This is a genomic window from Allokutzneria multivorans, assembly GCF_039537405.1.
GTDB lineage: Bacteria > Actinomycetota > Actinomycetes > Mycobacteriales > Pseudonocardiaceae > Allokutzneria > Allokutzneria multivorans.
Window position 1 is genome coordinate 928010 of sequence record NZ_BAABAL010000019.1, and the last position, 15547, is coordinate 943556.

11 protein-coding genes and 2 tRNA genes are annotated in these 15547 nt (G+C 68.2%); 8 read left to right on the top strand and 5 right to left on the bottom strand.

What is annotated here, in order from left to right:
- Nucleotides 1-470: 470 nt before the first annotated feature.
- The 5 genes from ABD798_RS32425 (at nucleotide 471) to ABD798_RS32445 (ending at nucleotide 7454) form a co-directional block, all read left to right on the top strand.
- The gene (locus ABD798_RS32425) at nucleotides 471-1448 is read left to right on the top strand and encodes an ABC transporter permease (RefSeq protein ID WP_344883517.1); all 978 of its coding nucleotides are present in this window, start codon (nucleotides 471-473) and stop codon (nucleotides 1446-1448) included.
- A 15-nt stretch (nucleotides 1449-1463) separates the two neighbouring features.
- Nucleotides 1464-2504, top strand: a complete 1041-nt coding sequence (locus tag ABD798_RS32430; protein ID WP_344883520.1) for an ABC transporter permease — start codon at nucleotides 1464-1466, stop codon at nucleotides 2502-2504.
- Nucleotides 2501-4627 (top strand): dipeptide ABC transporter ATP-binding protein, encoded by a 2127-nt coding sequence (locus ABD798_RS32435; protein ID WP_344883523.1) that lies wholly within the window; start codon nucleotides 2501-2503, stop codon nucleotides 4625-4627. Before ABD798_RS32430 ends, ABD798_RS32435 begins: the two co-directional genes overlap by 4 nt.
- Before the next feature lie 162 nt (nucleotides 4628-4789).
- Nucleotides 4790-6445, top strand: a complete 1656-nt coding sequence (locus tag ABD798_RS32440) for an ABC transporter family substrate-binding protein (protein ID WP_344883526.1) — start codon at nucleotides 4790-4792, stop codon at nucleotides 6443-6445.
- Nucleotides 6446-6518: 73 nt separating this feature from the next.
- Nucleotides 6519-7454, top strand: a complete 936-nt coding sequence (locus ABD798_RS32445; protein ID WP_344883529.1) for a DUF3592 domain-containing protein — start codon at nucleotides 6519-6521, stop codon at nucleotides 7452-7454.
- Between the two features lie 6 nt (nucleotides 7455-7460).
- Here ABD798_RS32445 and ABD798_RS32450 read toward each other — a convergent pair whose 3' ends face one another.
- Nucleotides 7461-8018 carry a DUF2087 domain-containing protein gene (locus ABD798_RS32450; RefSeq protein ID WP_344883531.1) on the bottom strand — a complete coding sequence of 186 codons (558 nt, stop codon included), beginning with the start codon at nucleotides 8016-8018 and terminating at the stop codon, nucleotides 7461-7463.
- A 214-nt stretch (nucleotides 8019-8232) separates the two neighbouring features.
- Here ABD798_RS32450 and ABD798_RS32455 point away from each other — a divergent pair, with 214 nt between their 5' ends.
- A complete protein-coding gene (locus ABD798_RS32455; RefSeq protein ID WP_344883533.1) occupies nucleotides 8233-8475 on the top strand; it encodes a hypothetical protein in 243 nt (80 codons plus the stop codon).
- 50 nt (nucleotides 8476-8525) lie between these two features.
- On the opposite strand, the gene ABD798_RS32460 is transcribed toward ABD798_RS32455, so the two are convergent.
- The 3 genes from ABD798_RS32460 to ABD798_RS32470 all read right to left on the bottom strand — a co-directional run bounded on the left by ABD798_RS32460 (nucleotide 8526) and on the right by ABD798_RS32470 (nucleotide 12164).
- Nucleotides 8526-8602: transfer RNA gene (locus ABD798_RS32460), tRNA-Met, on the bottom strand.
- Between the two features lie 481 nt (nucleotides 8603-9083).
- Nucleotides 9084-9160, bottom strand: a tRNA-Met gene (locus ABD798_RS32465).
- Nucleotides 9161-9227: 67 nt separating this feature from the next.
- Complete coding sequence (locus ABD798_RS32470) at nucleotides 9228-12164, bottom strand: UPF0182 family protein (protein WP_344883720.1); 2937 nt, start codon at nucleotides 12162-12164, stop codon at nucleotides 9228-9230.
- A 161-nt stretch (nucleotides 12165-12325) separates the two neighbouring features.
- Between ABD798_RS32470 and ABD798_RS32475 the strand changes: the two genes are divergently transcribed.
- Nucleotides 12326-12877, top strand: a complete 552-nt coding sequence (locus ABD798_RS32475) for a PPA1309 family protein (protein ID WP_344883535.1) — start codon at nucleotides 12326-12328, stop codon at nucleotides 12875-12877.
- Between the two features lie 18 nt (nucleotides 12878-12895).
- Here the strand turns inward: ABD798_RS32475 and ABD798_RS32480 are convergent, their stop codons facing one another.
- The gene (locus ABD798_RS32480; protein ID WP_344883537.1) at nucleotides 12896-13933 is read right to left on the bottom strand and encodes a YlbL family protein; all 1038 of its coding nucleotides are present in this window, start codon (nucleotides 13931-13933) and stop codon (nucleotides 12896-12898) included.
- Between the two features lie 72 nt (nucleotides 13934-14005).
- Between ABD798_RS32480 and ABD798_RS32485 the strand changes: the two genes are divergently transcribed.
- Entirely contained in the window at nucleotides 14006-15394 is a 1389-nt protein-coding gene (locus ABD798_RS32485; protein WP_344883539.1) for a zinc-dependent metalloprotease, read from the top strand.
- Nucleotides 15395-15547: the final 153 nt, after the last annotated feature.

Sequence of the window (15547 nt, forward strand, 5' to 3'; positions counted from 1 at the left end):
CCGCTGTCCACAGTGGTCTGCACATCTGTCCACTGTGGCTAGTCGTCGGCTCGCCGAAGCCCCGCCGAGGGCCGCCGCGGCACTGGGACGAACGTGATCGTCGATCACCCGTTCGGCCCCGGAACGCCCGCGGGGGCGGCGACCGCGCGCTGTGATCAAGGCTGCGAACAGGTGGCCCGGGGGCGCATGTGCTAAACGGTTCACGTTCAGTTATTCACCGTATTGACCACCGGATCCGGCCCGAGAGCGCGACAGATCATCACGTATCAATAACGGCCCGTCGCAGTTCCGCAGGTCGATCCGGTTCAGCTCACTGAATACGCACGTGTCAGCACGGACAGTGGCCCGCGTCGGTGCCCTGACCACTCTGGACGTGCGCGTTATCGTCACGGCTCGACAAGGGCTCGAAACACTCCCGCGCGGTCAAGGGGGACCGCGGGGAGTGCGTCGTCCGGGAAAGGACATGGCAGGTGATCGGATTCCTGCTGCGCCGGCTGGTGAACTACGTGGTGCTGTGCCTGGTCGCGACATTCCTCGCGTTCAGTCTCGCGTCACTGACGTTCGACCCCATCACGAAGCTGCGCGAGCTCAACCCACCACCTCCGCCGTCGGCCATCGCCGCGGTGGAGCAGAGTCTGCACCTCGATCAGCCGATTCCCCAACGCTTTTTCACCTGGTTCAGCGGAGTCGTCACCGAGGGGAACTTCGGCGAGACGATCGTCGGCGCGCCCATCACCGAGGAACTCGGCAGGCGCATGGGCATCAGCCTGCGGCTGTTCCTCCTGGGAACACTGGTCGGTGTGCTGCTCGGGGTCCTGCTCGGTGTGGTCAGCGCGATCCGGCAGTACAAGTTCAGCGACTACTTCGCGACCCTGTACTCGTTCATAATCCTGTCCACCCCGGTGTTCCTGCTCGGCACGTTGCTCAAGTACGGCGCGCTGCAACTCAACAACGCCACGGGCGTCACGGTCCTGAAGTTCACCGGCGAGTACACACCGGGCTTCGAGGGCAGCTGGTGGGCGATGCTGCTGGACCGGCTGCACCACCTGGTCCTGCCGACCCTGACCATCGCGCTCGGCCAGATCGCCTTCTACAGCCGCTACCAGCGCAGCGCGATGCTGGACGTGCTCGGCTCGGACTTCCTGCGCACCGCGCAGGCGAAGGGCCTCTCCAGGAGCAAGGCGCTGTTCAAGCACGGCCTGCGCACCGCGCTGATCCCGATGGCGACGCTGTTCGCCTTCGGCTTCGGCCTGCTGATCACCGGCGGTGTGTTCACCGAGCGGCTGTTCACCTGGTACGGCATGGGTGACTGGCTGCTGACCGGGATCAACGAGCAGGACACCAACATCGTGGCAACGGTGACGCTGTTCACCGCCGTGCTGGTGCTGGTCTCCGGCTGGCTGTCCGACGTGCTCTACGCCGCGCTCGATCCGCGCGTCCGGGTCTAGGGGAGGAGGAGAACCATGACCGTCAACCTCAACGAGGGCGACTCCAGCGGCACCACCGGAGCCGCGGGCGGCGGCCCCGTCGACGCAGCGGTGGAGCCGAGCAAGGCCACCGGGCGCGGCGCGCTGATCGTGCGCAGGTTCCTGCGCAACAAGCTCGCCATCAGCGGGCTGATCGCGATCCTGCTGCTGTACGCCGTCGCGTTCATCTCCCCGCTGTTCTCCCCGTACGACTACAAGTTCCAGGACTACGGCGCCTTCCTGCAGCCGCCGAGCCCCAGTCACTGGTTCGGCACGACGCAGATCGGTGAGGACGTCTTCACCCAGACCATGCACGGTCTGCAGAAGTCGCTGACGATCGGTCTGCTGGTGGCGCTGATCTCCACCTTCGTCGCCGCCGTCGTCGGCTCGGCCGCCGGTTACTTCGGCAAGTGGTCCGACCGCACGCTGATGTGGATCGTGGACCTGCTGCTGGTGCTGCCGTCGTTCCTGATCATCGCGATCATCAGCCCGTCGCTGCGCGGGGAGAACTGGCTCTGGTTCGTGCTGCTGCTGGCCGCGTTCAACTGGATGATCACCGCGCGCATCGTCAGGGGCATGACGCTGACGCTGAAGGAGCGGGAGTTCGTCAAGGCCGCCAGGTTCATGGGCGAGAAGCCCTGGAAGATCATCAGCAAGCACATCCTGCCCAACATGGCGTCGCTGCTGATCATCGACGGCACCATCAACGTCGGCAGCGCGGTGCTCGCCGAGACCGGCCTGAGCTTCTTCGGCCTCGGCGTGCAGCCGCCGGACGTCTCGCTCGGCACGCTGATCCGCGACGGAACGCGCGCGTCGCTGACCTTCCCCTGGCTGTTCGTCTTCTCCGGCGGCCTGCTCGTGCTCGCCGTGCTCGCGGTGAACTTCGTCGGTGACGGTCTGCGCGACGCGCTCGACCCGAGCTCGAAGAAGGGCAGGGCCAAGGAGAAGAAGAAGCGGCGCGCCGAGCGGGACGAGGCGCAGGAGCAGCCCGCCGCCGCTGAGGCCGGTGCGCGCAAGCGTGAGGACGACGACCGATGACCACTGCTGAGATCCAGTTCGACGAGAGCACCACGACTCCCGGCGGTCCGCTGCTGGAGGTCTCCGACCTGGACGTGTCGTTCCCCAGCGAGGACGGCAGGGTGCGCGCGGTGCGCGGCCTGAGCTACCAGGTCAGTCCCGGCGAGGTGCTCGGCATCGTCGGGGAGTCCGGCTCCGGCAAGTCGGTGTCCTCGCTCGCGGTGATGGGTCTGCTGCCGCAGCAGGCGAAGATCACCGGCTCGATCCGCTTCCAGGGCAGGGAACTGCTCGGCCGCTCCGACCGCGAGCTCTCGCGCATCCGGGGCAGGAAGATCGCGATGATCTTCCAGGACCCGCTCTCCGCGCTGACGCCGGTGTACACCGTCGGCGACCAGATCGCGGAGACGATCCTGGTGCACGGCAAGGGAAAGGTCACCAAGCAGGCCGCAGCCAACCGCGCGGTGGAGCTGCTGGACCTGGTCGGCATCCCGCACGCGCAGCAGCGCGCCAAGGCGTTCCCGCACGAGTTCTCCGGCGGTATGCGCCAGCGCGCGATGATCGCCATGGGCATCGCCAACGACCCCGACCTGATCATCGCGGACGAGCCGACGACGGCGCTGGACGTGACGGTGCAGGCCCAGGTTCTGGAGGTGATGAAGACCGCGCAGGAGGTCACCGGCGCGGGCATCGTGATCATCACCCACGACCTCGGTGTCGTCGCGGGCTTCGCCGACAAGCTGCTGGTGATGTACGCGGGCCGCGCGGTGGAGTCCGGGGTGGTCGAGGAGATCTACGCCGCGCCCCGGATGCCCTACACGCTGGGCCTGCTCGGCTCGATCCCCCGGCTGGACGCCGAGGAGAAGCAGCCGCTCGTGCCCATCGTCGGCCAGCCGCCGTCACTGGTGGCGCTGCCGCCGGGCTGCCCGTTCGGCCCGCGCTGCCCGATGCACGTCGCCGCGTGCGACGCCGCGGAGCCCGCTCTGTCCATTGTGGACGGAAACGCGGGCTCGGCGGATCCGCACCGCGCCGCGTGCATCCGCAGCTCGGAGATCTCCGCGACCGACGCCGACCCGGCCGAGGTCTTCGGAGCCGAGGTGGTCGAACCGCCGAAGGTGGCCTCGATCCCCCGCGAGCAGCGCGAGGTCGTGCTCTCCGTCGACGAGGTGGTCAAGCAGTTCACCGTGACCAAGGGCGTGGTGATGCGCCGCAAGGTCGGCACCGTGCACGCGGTGGACGGCATCACCTTCGACATCCGCGAGGGCGAGACGCTCGGCCTGGTCGGCGAGTCCGGCTGCGGCAAGACCACCACGCTGATGGAGATCCTCGGCCTGGAGAAGCCGACCTCGGGCAGCATCTCGGTGCTGGGCCGCAACGTCGGCAAGATCCCGGCCAAGGACAAGAAGGCCATCCGCCGCGACATGCAGGTGGTCTTCCAGGACCCGATGGCCTCGCTCGACCCGAGGATGCCGGTCTCCGACATCATCGCCGAACCGATGCTGGTGCACGGCTTCGCCAAGGCCGAGATCCAGAAGCGAGTGCCGGAGCTGCTCAGCCTGGTGGGTCTGCGGGCGGAGCACGCCGCGCGCTACCCGGCGGAGTTCTCCGGTGGCCAGCGGCAGCGCATCGGCATCGCCCGCGCGCTTGCGCTGGAGCCCAAGCTCGTCGTGCTGGACGAGCCGGTCTCCGCGCTGGACGTCTCCATCCAGGCCGGCGTGATCAACCTGCTCGACGAGCTCAAGGCCAAGATGGGCCTGTCGTACCTGTTCGTCGCGCACGACCTGTCGGTGGTGCGGCACATCGCCGACCGGGTCGCGGTCATGTACCTGGGCAAGATCGTCGAGATCGGCGACGTGGACACGGTCTTCGGCAGGCCGGAGCACCCGTACACGCAGGCGCTGCTGTCGGCGATCCCGATCCCGGACCCGATCAAGGAACGGCAGCGCGAGCGGATCATCCTCACCGGTGACCTGCCGAGCCCGGCGAACCCGCCGAGCGGCTGCCGCTTCCGCACCCGGTGCTTCAAGTTCGCCGCGCTGCCGGAGGACAAGCAGCGGGCGTGCCTGGACGAACACCCCCCTCGGCTGAGGCGCGGCGACGACCACGAGGTGGCGTGCCACTACGCCGAGGTCCGCGAGGTCGTGTAACACCAAACTGAATAAGTGCGGATGTGGTGTTATACGTCCGTGCTGGGCGAGTTGAAAAAGTTCGACGTAGTGTCCACCTGAATCAACGCCCCGAATAACCAACGCGGGCGACTAGGTAAGCAGTGGAGGACTGGCGTGATGCTAGGGCGACGGCAACCAGCGGTGTTGATTGCCGCCCTGACGGCCGGGGCACTCGTGCTCACGGCGTGCGGTGGCGGCGGCAACAACCCGGCGAACAACCTTCAGGGCAAGGTCAACGCCAACGACATCAACGTGAAGCCCGCGAGCGAACTGAAGGACGGCGGCGACTTCCGCTGGCCGGTCAGCGAGCTCTCCACCCAGTTCAACTACAGCCACATCAACGGCACGCTGGCCGACAGCGCGCGCATCATGGAGGCGTTGATCCCGTCCATGTTCAAGGCGGACGCCCAGGGCGTGCTGTCGGAGAACAAGGACTACGTGGAGTCGGCGAAGCTGACCTCGACCGATCCGCAGATCATCGAGTACAAGCTGAACCCGAAGGCGGTCTGGCAGAACGGCACCCAGCTGTCCTGGAAGGACTTCGACGCCCAGTTCAAGGCGCGCAGCGGCGCGAACAAGGCGTTCGTGACCTCCAGCACCACCGGTTACGAGGACATCGAGAAGGTCGAGAAGGGCGCGACCGAGCAGGACGTCAAGGTCACCATGAAGAAGAAGTTCGGTGACTGGCGCACCCTGTTCGCGATGCTCTACCCGGCGTCGACGAACACCGACCCGAAGGTGTTCAACGACGGCTGGAAGGAGAAGCCGCTCGACAGCGCCGGTCCGTTCAAGTTCGACTCGGTCGACCGCGGCGCCAAGATCCTCACCCTCGTGCCCAACGACAAGTGGTGGGGCGAGAAGCCGAAGCTTTCGAAGATCATCTACCGCCAGATCAGCGTCGACTCGCAGGCGCAGGCCTTCGCGGCCAACGACATCGACTTCATCGACATCGGCCCGAGCGTGAGCACCTTCCAGCAGGTCGTTCCGGTGCAGGGGGCGGTCGTCCGCAAGGCGCTCGCGCCCGACTTCCGGCACATCACCTTCAACGGCGCCAAGGGCTCGATCCTGGAGGACTCGAAGGTCCGTCTGGCGATCCAGAAGGCCGTCGACCGGACCACGATCGCCAAGTCCCAGGTCGGCGCGATCATCCCGGACGCCAAGCCGCTGAACAACCACATCTACGTCGAGGGTCTGAAGGACTACAAGGACCAGGCGCAGCTGGTGGCCTTCAACAAGGACCAGGCCGCGAAGGAGCTCGACGAGCTGGGCTGGAAGCTGGAAGGCGCCACCCGCAAGAAGGACGGCAAGGAACTCGTCATCCGCGACGTGATCCCCACCGCCGTCGAGACCAGCGCCAACGAGGCCAAGCAGGTCCAGCAGATGCTCGCCGCGATCGGCGTCAAGGTGGACATCCAGACCGTGCCGTCCGAGCTGTTCTTCAAGGAGTACGTGTACAAGAACAACTTCGACATCACGCACTTCGCCTGGATCGGCACGCCGACCCCGACCAGCTCCAAGGGGTCGATCTACCGGCTCGACCCGGTCGCGGTCAACCAGAACTACGGCCGCATCGGCAACGACACCATCAACAAGCTGATGACCGACGCCAACGCCGAGCTGGACGACGTCAAGCGCGCCGAGCTGGCCAACAAGGCGGACGAGGAGATCTGGAAGACCGGCCACTCGCTGCTGCTCTACCAGCGCCCCAACGCCATCGGCATCAAGTCGAACATCGCCAACTACGGCGCGTTCGGCTTCGCCGACTACGAGTACGAGAAGATCGGCTTCGTCAAGTAGGCCGGTAGTTTCCGGAAGGGCCCGCGAGTTCGTCTCGCGGGCCCTTTCCGCTTCACAGTCAGGAATTCCGCGGTTGAAGACGAATCTGTCACCGTTGCGCGTCCGCGCTTTCCGGCACGGTCTGGTGACCACGGTGCTGGTGCTGCTGGTGTGCGGCACCATCGGCACGATGTCGTTGCTGTCCTACAACTCGGCGCAGTCGCGGATGGGCAGCCTCAGCGCCCGCGCCGTCGGCGAGATCACCGCAGTGCGCGACTACGTGGTCGATGTGCGCTGGCCGCTGCCCAACGGCGCCCAGGTGACCGCGTCCGTCGAGCTGGCCGTGACTCCCCCGCCCGCGGGCACCCGCTCCGAGGTCGCCTACGAGCCGAGCAACCCGCAGCACGCCGCGATCCCCGGGGCCGTCCTGCTCGCCGAGCTCGACCGCGCGGCGAGCGGTATGTCCTTCAGCGCGGTCATCGCGCTCGCCTCGGTGGCGGTGTTCCTCGCTCTTGTGGTGAGGCGCCTCCGCCTCACCAACCGCCCGGCCCGCAAGGTCGTCGTCCGCCGCGTTCGTGTCCAAAAAGGACTGATCGCGCGATCCTGGTTGGAGACGGAATCCGGGCCGCAGCGCTGGATTCCCGTGTACTACGACCCCGTGCTCGTCGGCATGCCGTCGCCGGTCGAGGTGTCCGTGCACGGCGATCCGCGCACCGACCGCCTGCTCGCGGTGGACTACGCGGGCACGGTTCTGTACTCCTCGGGCGCCACGGTTCGCACTGAGCCGCAGGGCCGCCGCACTGACAACCCCGTGCGCCCCGGTGAGGACATCGAGGAGCGCACAGCCGCGTCCAGCAGCGCGCTGCGCCAGTTCCGCGCCGACGCCGCGCTGATCATGCCCGCGCCGTTGGTCGGCCTGTTCTGGGCTTACTTGGACGCGGGCGGTTTCCCCGTGTGGCTCGGTGCCACCCTCATCACCGCCGCGATCGCGCTGTGGTGGGCGGCCGTGCGCGGTTCCGACCCGTCCTAGCCCCGGCTAGTTCTGCGGCAGCACGTCGAGCCAGCCGCCGGAGCGCCAGTACTGCCCTTCGCCCCGGGTCAGCAGGCCTTCGTCGATGAGGTAGCGGCGCACGGAGACGTGGTCGGCCGCCCCGCCCTCGCACCACGCGCGGACGATGACGTTGACCTCCTTCTCCGGGTAGCGCACGCCGGGTTCGAAGGACTGCACCAGGTGTTCCAGCAGCAGGCGTCGGCGTCCGCGCTGGGCCGGCATCCCGATGAGCCGCCCGTCCTTGACGAAGGTGCGCAGCAGCGCTTCCGTCGTCGGGTCGGAGTCGCCGTAGCCGTGGTCGTCGACGCGCTCCGCGGGGGCTGACGCCTTCGCCAGTTCCGTCAGTGCTTCGCTGCGCAGGCGGTACCCCGGTTCGACGAGGCCGCCGTCCTCCAGCTTCCTGAGGGCCTTGCCGACGGTCTTGGGGTCCAGTCCGGTCGCCTCGCTCAGTTCGGTGATCGAGGTCGCGCCCAGCACGAGGGCGGCGACGACGCGGAGCCGCTCGGGGCCGGCCAGCAGCCCCACCACTGTCTCGGGAGTCACGCTCCGCAACCTAGCGCGCCTGAGTCAGGCGGGCAGCTGTTTACTCTGTGCGATCGGCACTGACCGTTACGTGGGTTTTCGCGCTCCATCCCGGTGGTCTTGCCCCTTCTGGGCTATCGAGTGCGGCGGCCGAGGCCCGAAGATCGGCCGCACTGGGGCTCGCCTGCAGGCGTGCGCGCCCCACCGATCGGCCAGGGAAGCAGGGAGGTCGACCGTGCACCGTAGTTGGTTCCGGACGAAGTTGGTCGAGAAGCGAGAGCAGGTCACGAGCAAGGTCAAGGAGGGTGTCAAGCAGCGGGCGAAGTCTCTCGTCCCGACCCAGCTCACGAAGAAGCCCGAGTCGATGGACAAGTGCATGGTGTGCGGGAAGTCGCTGAAGCGGTCGACCGCGATCTCCGGTGACGGCCGCGTCTGCTCTCCGGCCTGCGCCCACGCCTGGGTCCGCGACCTCAAATAACCCCACACGCAAAGATCCCCCCGGCCAGCTGGCCGGGGGGATCTTTCACATGGTAGCGGGGACAGGATTTGAACCTGCGACCTCTGGATTATGAGCCCAGCGAGCTACCGAACTGCTCCACCCCGCGTCGATGAGTAAACCTTAACCCACCCCGCCCCGATTATGCAAATCGGCTGGCCAGCGCCCTTTTGGTTGCGTCAGTGTCGACTTGACCTGGGGCCCCTTGCGCGTGCCGAAGTGGGCCGGACGGGCACGGTGATGAATCCCCGGCCCACGCCAGCAAGCGTATGGCACGCGCACCCCAGGTAAAGCCGACTTTGTCTCACTTCCCAGCCAGCTCACTTTTGCACGTCATAGGCACTCATCAGGCTCGCCCGCCCCAATGCCCCAAACCCCGATACGCACACCCAACGCTGGCCCTACGGGACCAATGGCCGCAGGCCGAGGCCCCGGCGTGCGCGCAGCGGACGCGCCCGCTGGTGACCCGAAACACATCCACGCAGAAAAGGCGAGGAGCTCGCACCGTGGGGGTCCGGGGGGCTCGGCCCCCCGTGGCGCAAATGCGAACAATCCCCGTCCGCGCATTCTGCGGACGGGGATTGCCCAATTGGTAGCGGGGACAGGATTTGAACCTGCGACCTCTGGATTATGAGCCCAGCGAGCTACCGAACTGCTCCACCCCGCGTTGTTGTCCTAACCCTAGCCGGTGGCGTCCTCCGAAGGCAAATCGGGTGACGCCACCGGCCGAGCCACTACTTCTGGTTGAAGCGCTTGGTCGCGTCTTCCAGGTCCTTCTGGGCCTGGCCGATCGCGGCGAAGTCGCCGGACTGCGTTGCCGTGCGGAGGCGGTTGATGGCGGCTCCGATGTCCTGGATCGCCTTGGCCTGCTCGGCGGTGATCTGCTGTCCGCCCGGGTTGGGCGGCGGGGTGCCACCGCCGCCGGGGTTCTCCGGCGGGGTTGCGCCACCGCCGGGGTTGGGCGGGGTGGTGCCTTCACCGGCGCCCCTGCCGAAGACCTCTTCCAGTGCGCCCGCGAGGGTCTCGGAGAACCCGACGCGCCCGCCGAAGCCGACCAGGACCCTGGCGAGCTGCGGGAAGGCGTTGGGGTCCTTGCGCTGGATGTAGATCGGTTCGACGTAGAGCAGTCCGCCCGCGACCGGCAGCGTCAGCAGGTTGCCGTTGACCGCGTTGGCGTTGGGGTTCTGGAACAGCGTCCTGGCCTCGGTGACCTTGGAGGCGGAGAAGAACTGGTTCTGCATCTGCCCCGGACCCATGGTCTGGGTCGTGGTGGGCAACTGCAGGACCGTCATCTTCCCGTAGTCGGCGGGGTCGGAGGAGGCCGAGACCCACGCGGAGAGGAACTCCCTGCGCAGACCCGTGAGCGCGCTGGTGATCTGGAAGGTCGGCTTGGTCTGACCGGGAGCCTGGGCGATCACGTAGTACGGGGGCAGCTTGCCGCCCTGCGTGCTCTGCGGGGTCGGGGCGCCCGGCTGCTGGGGCTGCGGCTGCTGGACGTTGGGCTGCTGCTCGTCGGTGGGGTCGTCCGGGACGTCCCAGAACTCGTTCTGCGAGTAGAAGACGTCCGGCCGGTTCACGTGGTACTTGGCGAGCAGTTCGCGCTGGACCTTGAACAGGTCCTCCGGGTAGCGGAAGTGCTCGCGCAGCGACATCGGGATCTCGCTGGAGGGCTTCACGGTGCCGGGGAAGACCTTGGACCACGTCTTGAGGACCGGGTCCTTCTCGTCGATCGCGAACAGCGTCACGGAGCCGTCGTAGGCGTCGACGGTGGCCTTGACGGAGTTGCGGATGTAGCTGAACTGCTGCGCGGGCTGGCGGACCCCCTGGGAGGTCTGCGTCGCCTGGCTCAGCTGCGTCCGGTGCGCGTACGGGTAGTTCTCCAGCGTGGTGTAGCCGTCGACGATCCACTTGACCTTGCCGTCGATGACGGCGGGGTACGGGTCGCTGTCCAGCGTCAGCCACGGCGCGGTCATCTTCACCCGGGTCTTGGGGTCCCGGTTGTAGAGGATCTTCGACTCGTTGCCGATGGAACCGGAGAACAGGATGTTGCGCTCGCCGTAAGCGGCGGAGAACACCAGGCGGTTGAACAGGTTCCCGAGCGAGACACCGCCGGCGCCGGTGTAGCGGTAGGCGGCCGTGTCGCTGTCGTACTCGCGGTCCTTGCCGTTGTCCTGACCGCCCACGATGGCGTAGTCGGTGGCGAGCTCGCCGTAGTAGATCCGGGGCTGGTCGACCTTGATGTCACCCTGGCCGCTGGTGTCGCTGACCGTGTAGACGGGGTAGCCGCCCTGGCCGCTGGTGTCCTGCAGCGCGGAGTTCACGGTGTTGGCGGGCGCGGCGACGAAGCCGTTGCCGTGCGTGTACACCAGGTGCCGGTTGATCCAGTTCTGCTGGTTCTCGGCGAGGTTCTTCGGGTCGATCTCACGGGCGGCGACGATGTAGTCGCGCAGCTGGCCGTTGACCATGTAGCGGTCGACGTCGAGCTTGTCGCCGAAGCCGTAGAAGTTCTTGCGCTGCTGCTGCTGGGTGAAGGTGCGGGCGAGCACGTTCGGGTCGAGCAGCCGCACGTTGGAGATCGTGCCCTGGTTGTTGGAGTTGGTGCGGATCTCCTGCGGGGTGGACTCGGAGCGGCCCGGGTAGTCGGTGAAGGTCACCTTGTCCGGGGTCAGCCCGTACGCGTCGCGGGTGGCCCCGATGGCGCGCTCGATGGACTGCGATTCCTTCTGGATCGCGTTGGGGCGCACCGAGAACTGCTCCAGCAGCGCGGGCCAGGCCGCGCCGACGAGCAGGCTGGAGAGCACCAGCAGCACGGTGGCGATGGCCGGGATCTTCAGGTCGCGCAGGAACGCGGCCGCGAAGAACGCGAAGGCGCAGAAGATCGCGATGATGGAGAGGATGAGCTTCGCCGGGAGCACCGCGTGCAGGTCGGTGTAGGTGGCGCCGAAGAAGTTGCTGTTCCTGTTGGAGAACAGCAGCTCGTAGCGGTCGAAGAAGTACGAGGCCGCGTACAGCAGCACGAACAGACCGGCGAGCACGGCGAGCTGGATCCGCGCGGGCGCGGAGAGCTGGCCGCCGCGACCGGCGAGCCGGATGCCGCCGAAGATGTAGTGCGTGACCAGCGCGCCGACGAAGGACGCCGCCACGATCACGAAGCCCCACGAGATCAGCCAGGTGTAGAACGGCAGGCCGAAGGCGTAGAAGCCGATGTCGATGCCGAACTCCGGGTCGGTGACGCCGAAGCGCTCACCGTTGAAGAACGTCTGGACGATCTGCCAGTCCGACGAGGCCGCGACACCCGCGGCGATGAACGCGACGACGGGGATGGCGAACCCGACGAGCCGCAGCCGCTGGATGATCGCCGAGCGGTACTTGGACACCGGGTCGTCCGGCCCGCTGACCGGGACGAAGACCGGGCGGGCGCGGTAGGCGATGGCCAGGTTCAGCATCAGCAGGCCCGCGACGATCAGGCCCATGACGACGAACAGGCCGATCTGGGTGAACAGCACGGTGTTGAACACCGTGCTGAAGCCCACCTCGCCGAACCACAGCCAGTTCACGTACGTGCCGAGCAGGCGGGAGGCGGCCACGATCACTGCCAGCAGCACCGCGCCGATGATGAGCATGATCCGGCTGCGCTTGGACAGCTTCGGTATTCCGACCGGGGGCCGCATGGCCACGTGGCACGCTCCTAGGAGAGGTTTCCTCAGGCGACGGGAGCACGCGAGCGCGAAGGTTCGACGACGCCGACACGCGTCCCGATATGTCCAACTCTACGAGGCCGCTTCCGGGTTCCCGTGACGGCCTTCACGTGGGGGGATGAAACCATGGTCACATGGGATCTCCATCCGAATCCGGAACCTTCTCCGTCGCGCTGCCCGCGGCGGTGCGCGAGGTCGAGGACTTCGTCTCCTCCGCGGGCTGGGACCAGCCACCGCAACTGTTCGCCCTGGTGCCGACCGCCGAACTGGTCGAGCGCGAGCCCGGGCTGGCCGAACGCATCGACCCTGAGGCGATGCTGACCCCGATCGCCCAGGACTCGCTGCCCGACGACGACCTCGGCACGACGCTGGCCAGGATCGTCTGGCCGGACGCGGTCGCGGGCTGCGTGCTGACGCAGGAGATCCTCATGCTCCCGCCGGAGGCCGAGGCCGACCTGCCGGACGAGGAGGCCGACCCGGCCGCCGCGGAGAAGTTCATCGCCGAGCACCCGCTGCGCCGTGAGGCCAGGCTGGTCGCGGGTGTGCTGCGCGGACAGGAGACGGGGATCTGCCTGCTGCGGGTGAAGGGCGACGGCTCCGAGGAGTCGGCCGACGAGCTGGTCGAGCACCCCGACCTGGCACCGAACCTGGTCGAGGCGCTGCGCTCGACCTTCCAGCACGGCTGACGGGCGCGGGCCCCCGGTTCAGCAACCGGGGGTCGGCTTGCCCTCCTGCACGGCCTGGAGCGCGTCCACCGCGCCCGCGAGGTTCTCGACCTTGATCAGGCGCAGTCCCTCGGGAACGCGCTGCCGGGCCTCGACGCAGTTCTCCGCCGGGGTGAGGAACACCGTGGCACCCTGCTCGCGGGCGGCCCGCATCTTGAACGGGATGCCGCCGATGGCACCGACCTTGCCCTCGATGTCGATCTCACCGGTGCCCGCGACCGACAGCCCGCCGTTGAGCTTGCCCGGCGTCAGCTTGTCCACGATGGCCAGCGCGAACATCAGCCCGGCCGACGGCCCGCCGACCTCCTTGAGGCTGATCTTGATCTGGAAGTCCGGCGCGGGGCGGTCGGCGGGGGTGACGCCGAGGAAGCCGTAGGCCGGGCGGTCCGGCCCCTTCTCCGGGCGCTCGCCGAGGGTCACCTGCGCGGTCGTCTCGGGCACGTCGTTGCGCTGGTAGCGAACGGCGACCTGGTCCCCGGGCTTGGTCCGCACGAGCGCGGCGCGCACCTCGTCGGCTGTGCTCACGGGCTGGCCGTTGATCGCGACGATGCGGTCCCCCGGCTGGATCACCTTGGTGGACGGACCGTCCGCGGTGACCGAGGTGACGACCACCTTGTCCGGGTACTTCAGGTACCGCAGCGCGGCCACCTCGGCGTTGGTCTGGGAGAGCTGGAAGGCCCTGGTGTTCTCGGCGTCGACCTGCTGCTTGGTCTTCTCCGGCGGGAACACCTCCTCGCGCGGGACCAGCGCGAACCTGCCCCCGGCCCACAGCCCGAGCGCGCCGAAGACGGTCACGCCGTCGGTCACGCCGACCGTGGTCATCGTCAGGTGGCCGCCGAAGTCCGAGGACTCGTGACCGGCCAGCTCGACGACGGGAACCCCGCCGACCTTGCTGAGGGTGTCGTAGGTCGGGCCGGGGCCGAGCGCCACGTACGGCACCCTCACGAAGCCTCCGACCAGGCCGAGCGCGAGCACGAGCACGATGCTCAGCAACAGGGTCCAGGTGCGGCGGGTCACAAGCGCACAGGGTACGGGTCCGGCCACCCCGCGCCCGGGTGCGGGACCCGCGTGCCGCGTACCGTGGAATGCATGAGCGATCTGCCCTTCGGGTTCAGCAGCTCCGATCCGGACAAGGACCCGGAGCGCAAGGGAAAGGACAACCAGGGGCCCCAGGATCACAACCAGGGGTTCGGGTTCGGCTTCGGCCAGGGCGTTCCGCCCGGCGGTCAGAACCCCTTCGCCGGTGCCGGCGGCGCCGGTGGTTTCGACATGAACCAGCTCGGCCAGATGCTCAGCCAGCTCGGTCAGGTGCTGAGCCAGGCGAGCACGTCGAGCGGCCCCGTCAACTACGACCTCGCCAAGCAGCTGGCCGTGCAGCAGCTGGGCACCTCCGGCGGCACCACGAAGCCGACCGCGCAGCAGGCGAGCGCGGTGGCCGACGCGGTGCGCCTCGCCGAGCTGTGGCTGGACCCCGCGACGTCGCTGCCCGCGGGCGCGCGCAAGGCGGTGGCGTGGTCGGCGAGCGACTGGGTCGAGGGCACGCTGCCGAGCTGGCAGCGGCTGTGCGACCCGGTCGCCAGGCAGATGTCCGGTGCGTGGGTGGACGCGATGCCGGAGGAGGCCAAGCAGGCGGCGGGACCGCTGCTGGCGATGATCGGCCAGATGGGCGGATTCGCGTTCGGCTCGCAGCTGGGCGGCAGCCTCGCGCAGCTCGGCTCCGAGGTGCTGACCTCCACCGAGGTCGGCCTGCCGCTGGGCAGCGAGGGCGTGGCGGCGCTGCTGCCCGCGAACGTGGAGAAGTTCACCGAGGGCCTCGGCAGGCCAGCCCACGAGGTGATGGTGTTCCTCGCCGCCCGCGAGGCCGCGCACCACCGCCTGTTCGCGCACGTGCCGTGGCTGCGCCAGCGCCTGATGAGCACGGTCGAGGAGTACGCCAAGGGCATCAAGGTCGACACCTCCGCGCTGGAGGGCCTCGCCGGGCAGTTCGACCCGTCCCACCCGCAGGCGCTGGAGGAGATGATGTCCTCCGGCATGCTCCAGCCGCAGAACACCCCGGAGCAGCAGGCCGCGCTCGTCCGCCTGGAGACCCTGCTCGCGCTCGTCGAGGGCTGGGTGGACGTCGTGGTCGCCGAGGCCGTCGGCGACCGGTTGCCCGGTGCCGACGCGCTGCGGGAGACGTTGCGCCGCAGGCGTGCCAGCGGCGGCCCCGCCGAGCAGACCTTCGCCACCCTCGTCGGCCTGGAGCTGCGGCCGAGGCGGTTGCGCGCGGCGGCCGGGCTGTGGCGGCTGATGACGGACAAGCACGGGATCACCGGCCGCGACTCGGTCTGGGACCACCCCGACTTCATCCCCACCTCCGCCGACCTCGACGACCCGTTGGAGTTCGCCGAGCGCTGGGGCGAGTCCTCGCTCGACCCGATCGCCGAGCTCAAGCGCACCGAGGGCGAGGCCCCCGAGGAGGGCTCCCCCGGCTCCTGACCCAGCCCCACTCGTGAACCCAATGTGGCATTGGTTGCGCCAGAGGTCACCAATGCCGCATTGGGTTCACTGGTTTCAGGGCAGGGCTGTCCCGGTACGGGGGATGCGGCCCGCTCCGATCGGCGGTTGACCGAGGTGCTCGAAGCGGGCGAG

Excerpts from the sequence above, each read along its gene's own strand:
- ABD798_RS32430 (WP_344883520.1), top strand. The coding sequence starts at position 1,464 with ATGACCGTCAACCTCAACGAGGGCGACTCCAGCGGCACCACCGGAGCC.
- ABD798_RS32435 (WP_344883523.1), top strand. The coding sequence starts at position 2,501 with ATGACCACTGCTGAGATCCAGTTCGACGAGAGCACCACGACTCCCGGC.
- ABD798_RS32470 (WP_344883720.1), bottom strand. The coding sequence starts at position 12,164 with ATGCGGCCCCCGGTCGGAATACCGAAGCTGTCCAAGCGCAGCCGGATC.
- ABD798_RS32475 (WP_344883535.1), top strand. The coding sequence starts at position 12,326 with ATGGGATCTCCATCCGAATCCGGAACCTTCTCCGTCGCGCTGCCCGCG.
- ABD798_RS32485 (WP_344883539.1), top strand. The coding sequence starts at position 14,006 with ATGAGCGATCTGCCCTTCGGGTTCAGCAGCTCCGATCCGGACAAGGAC.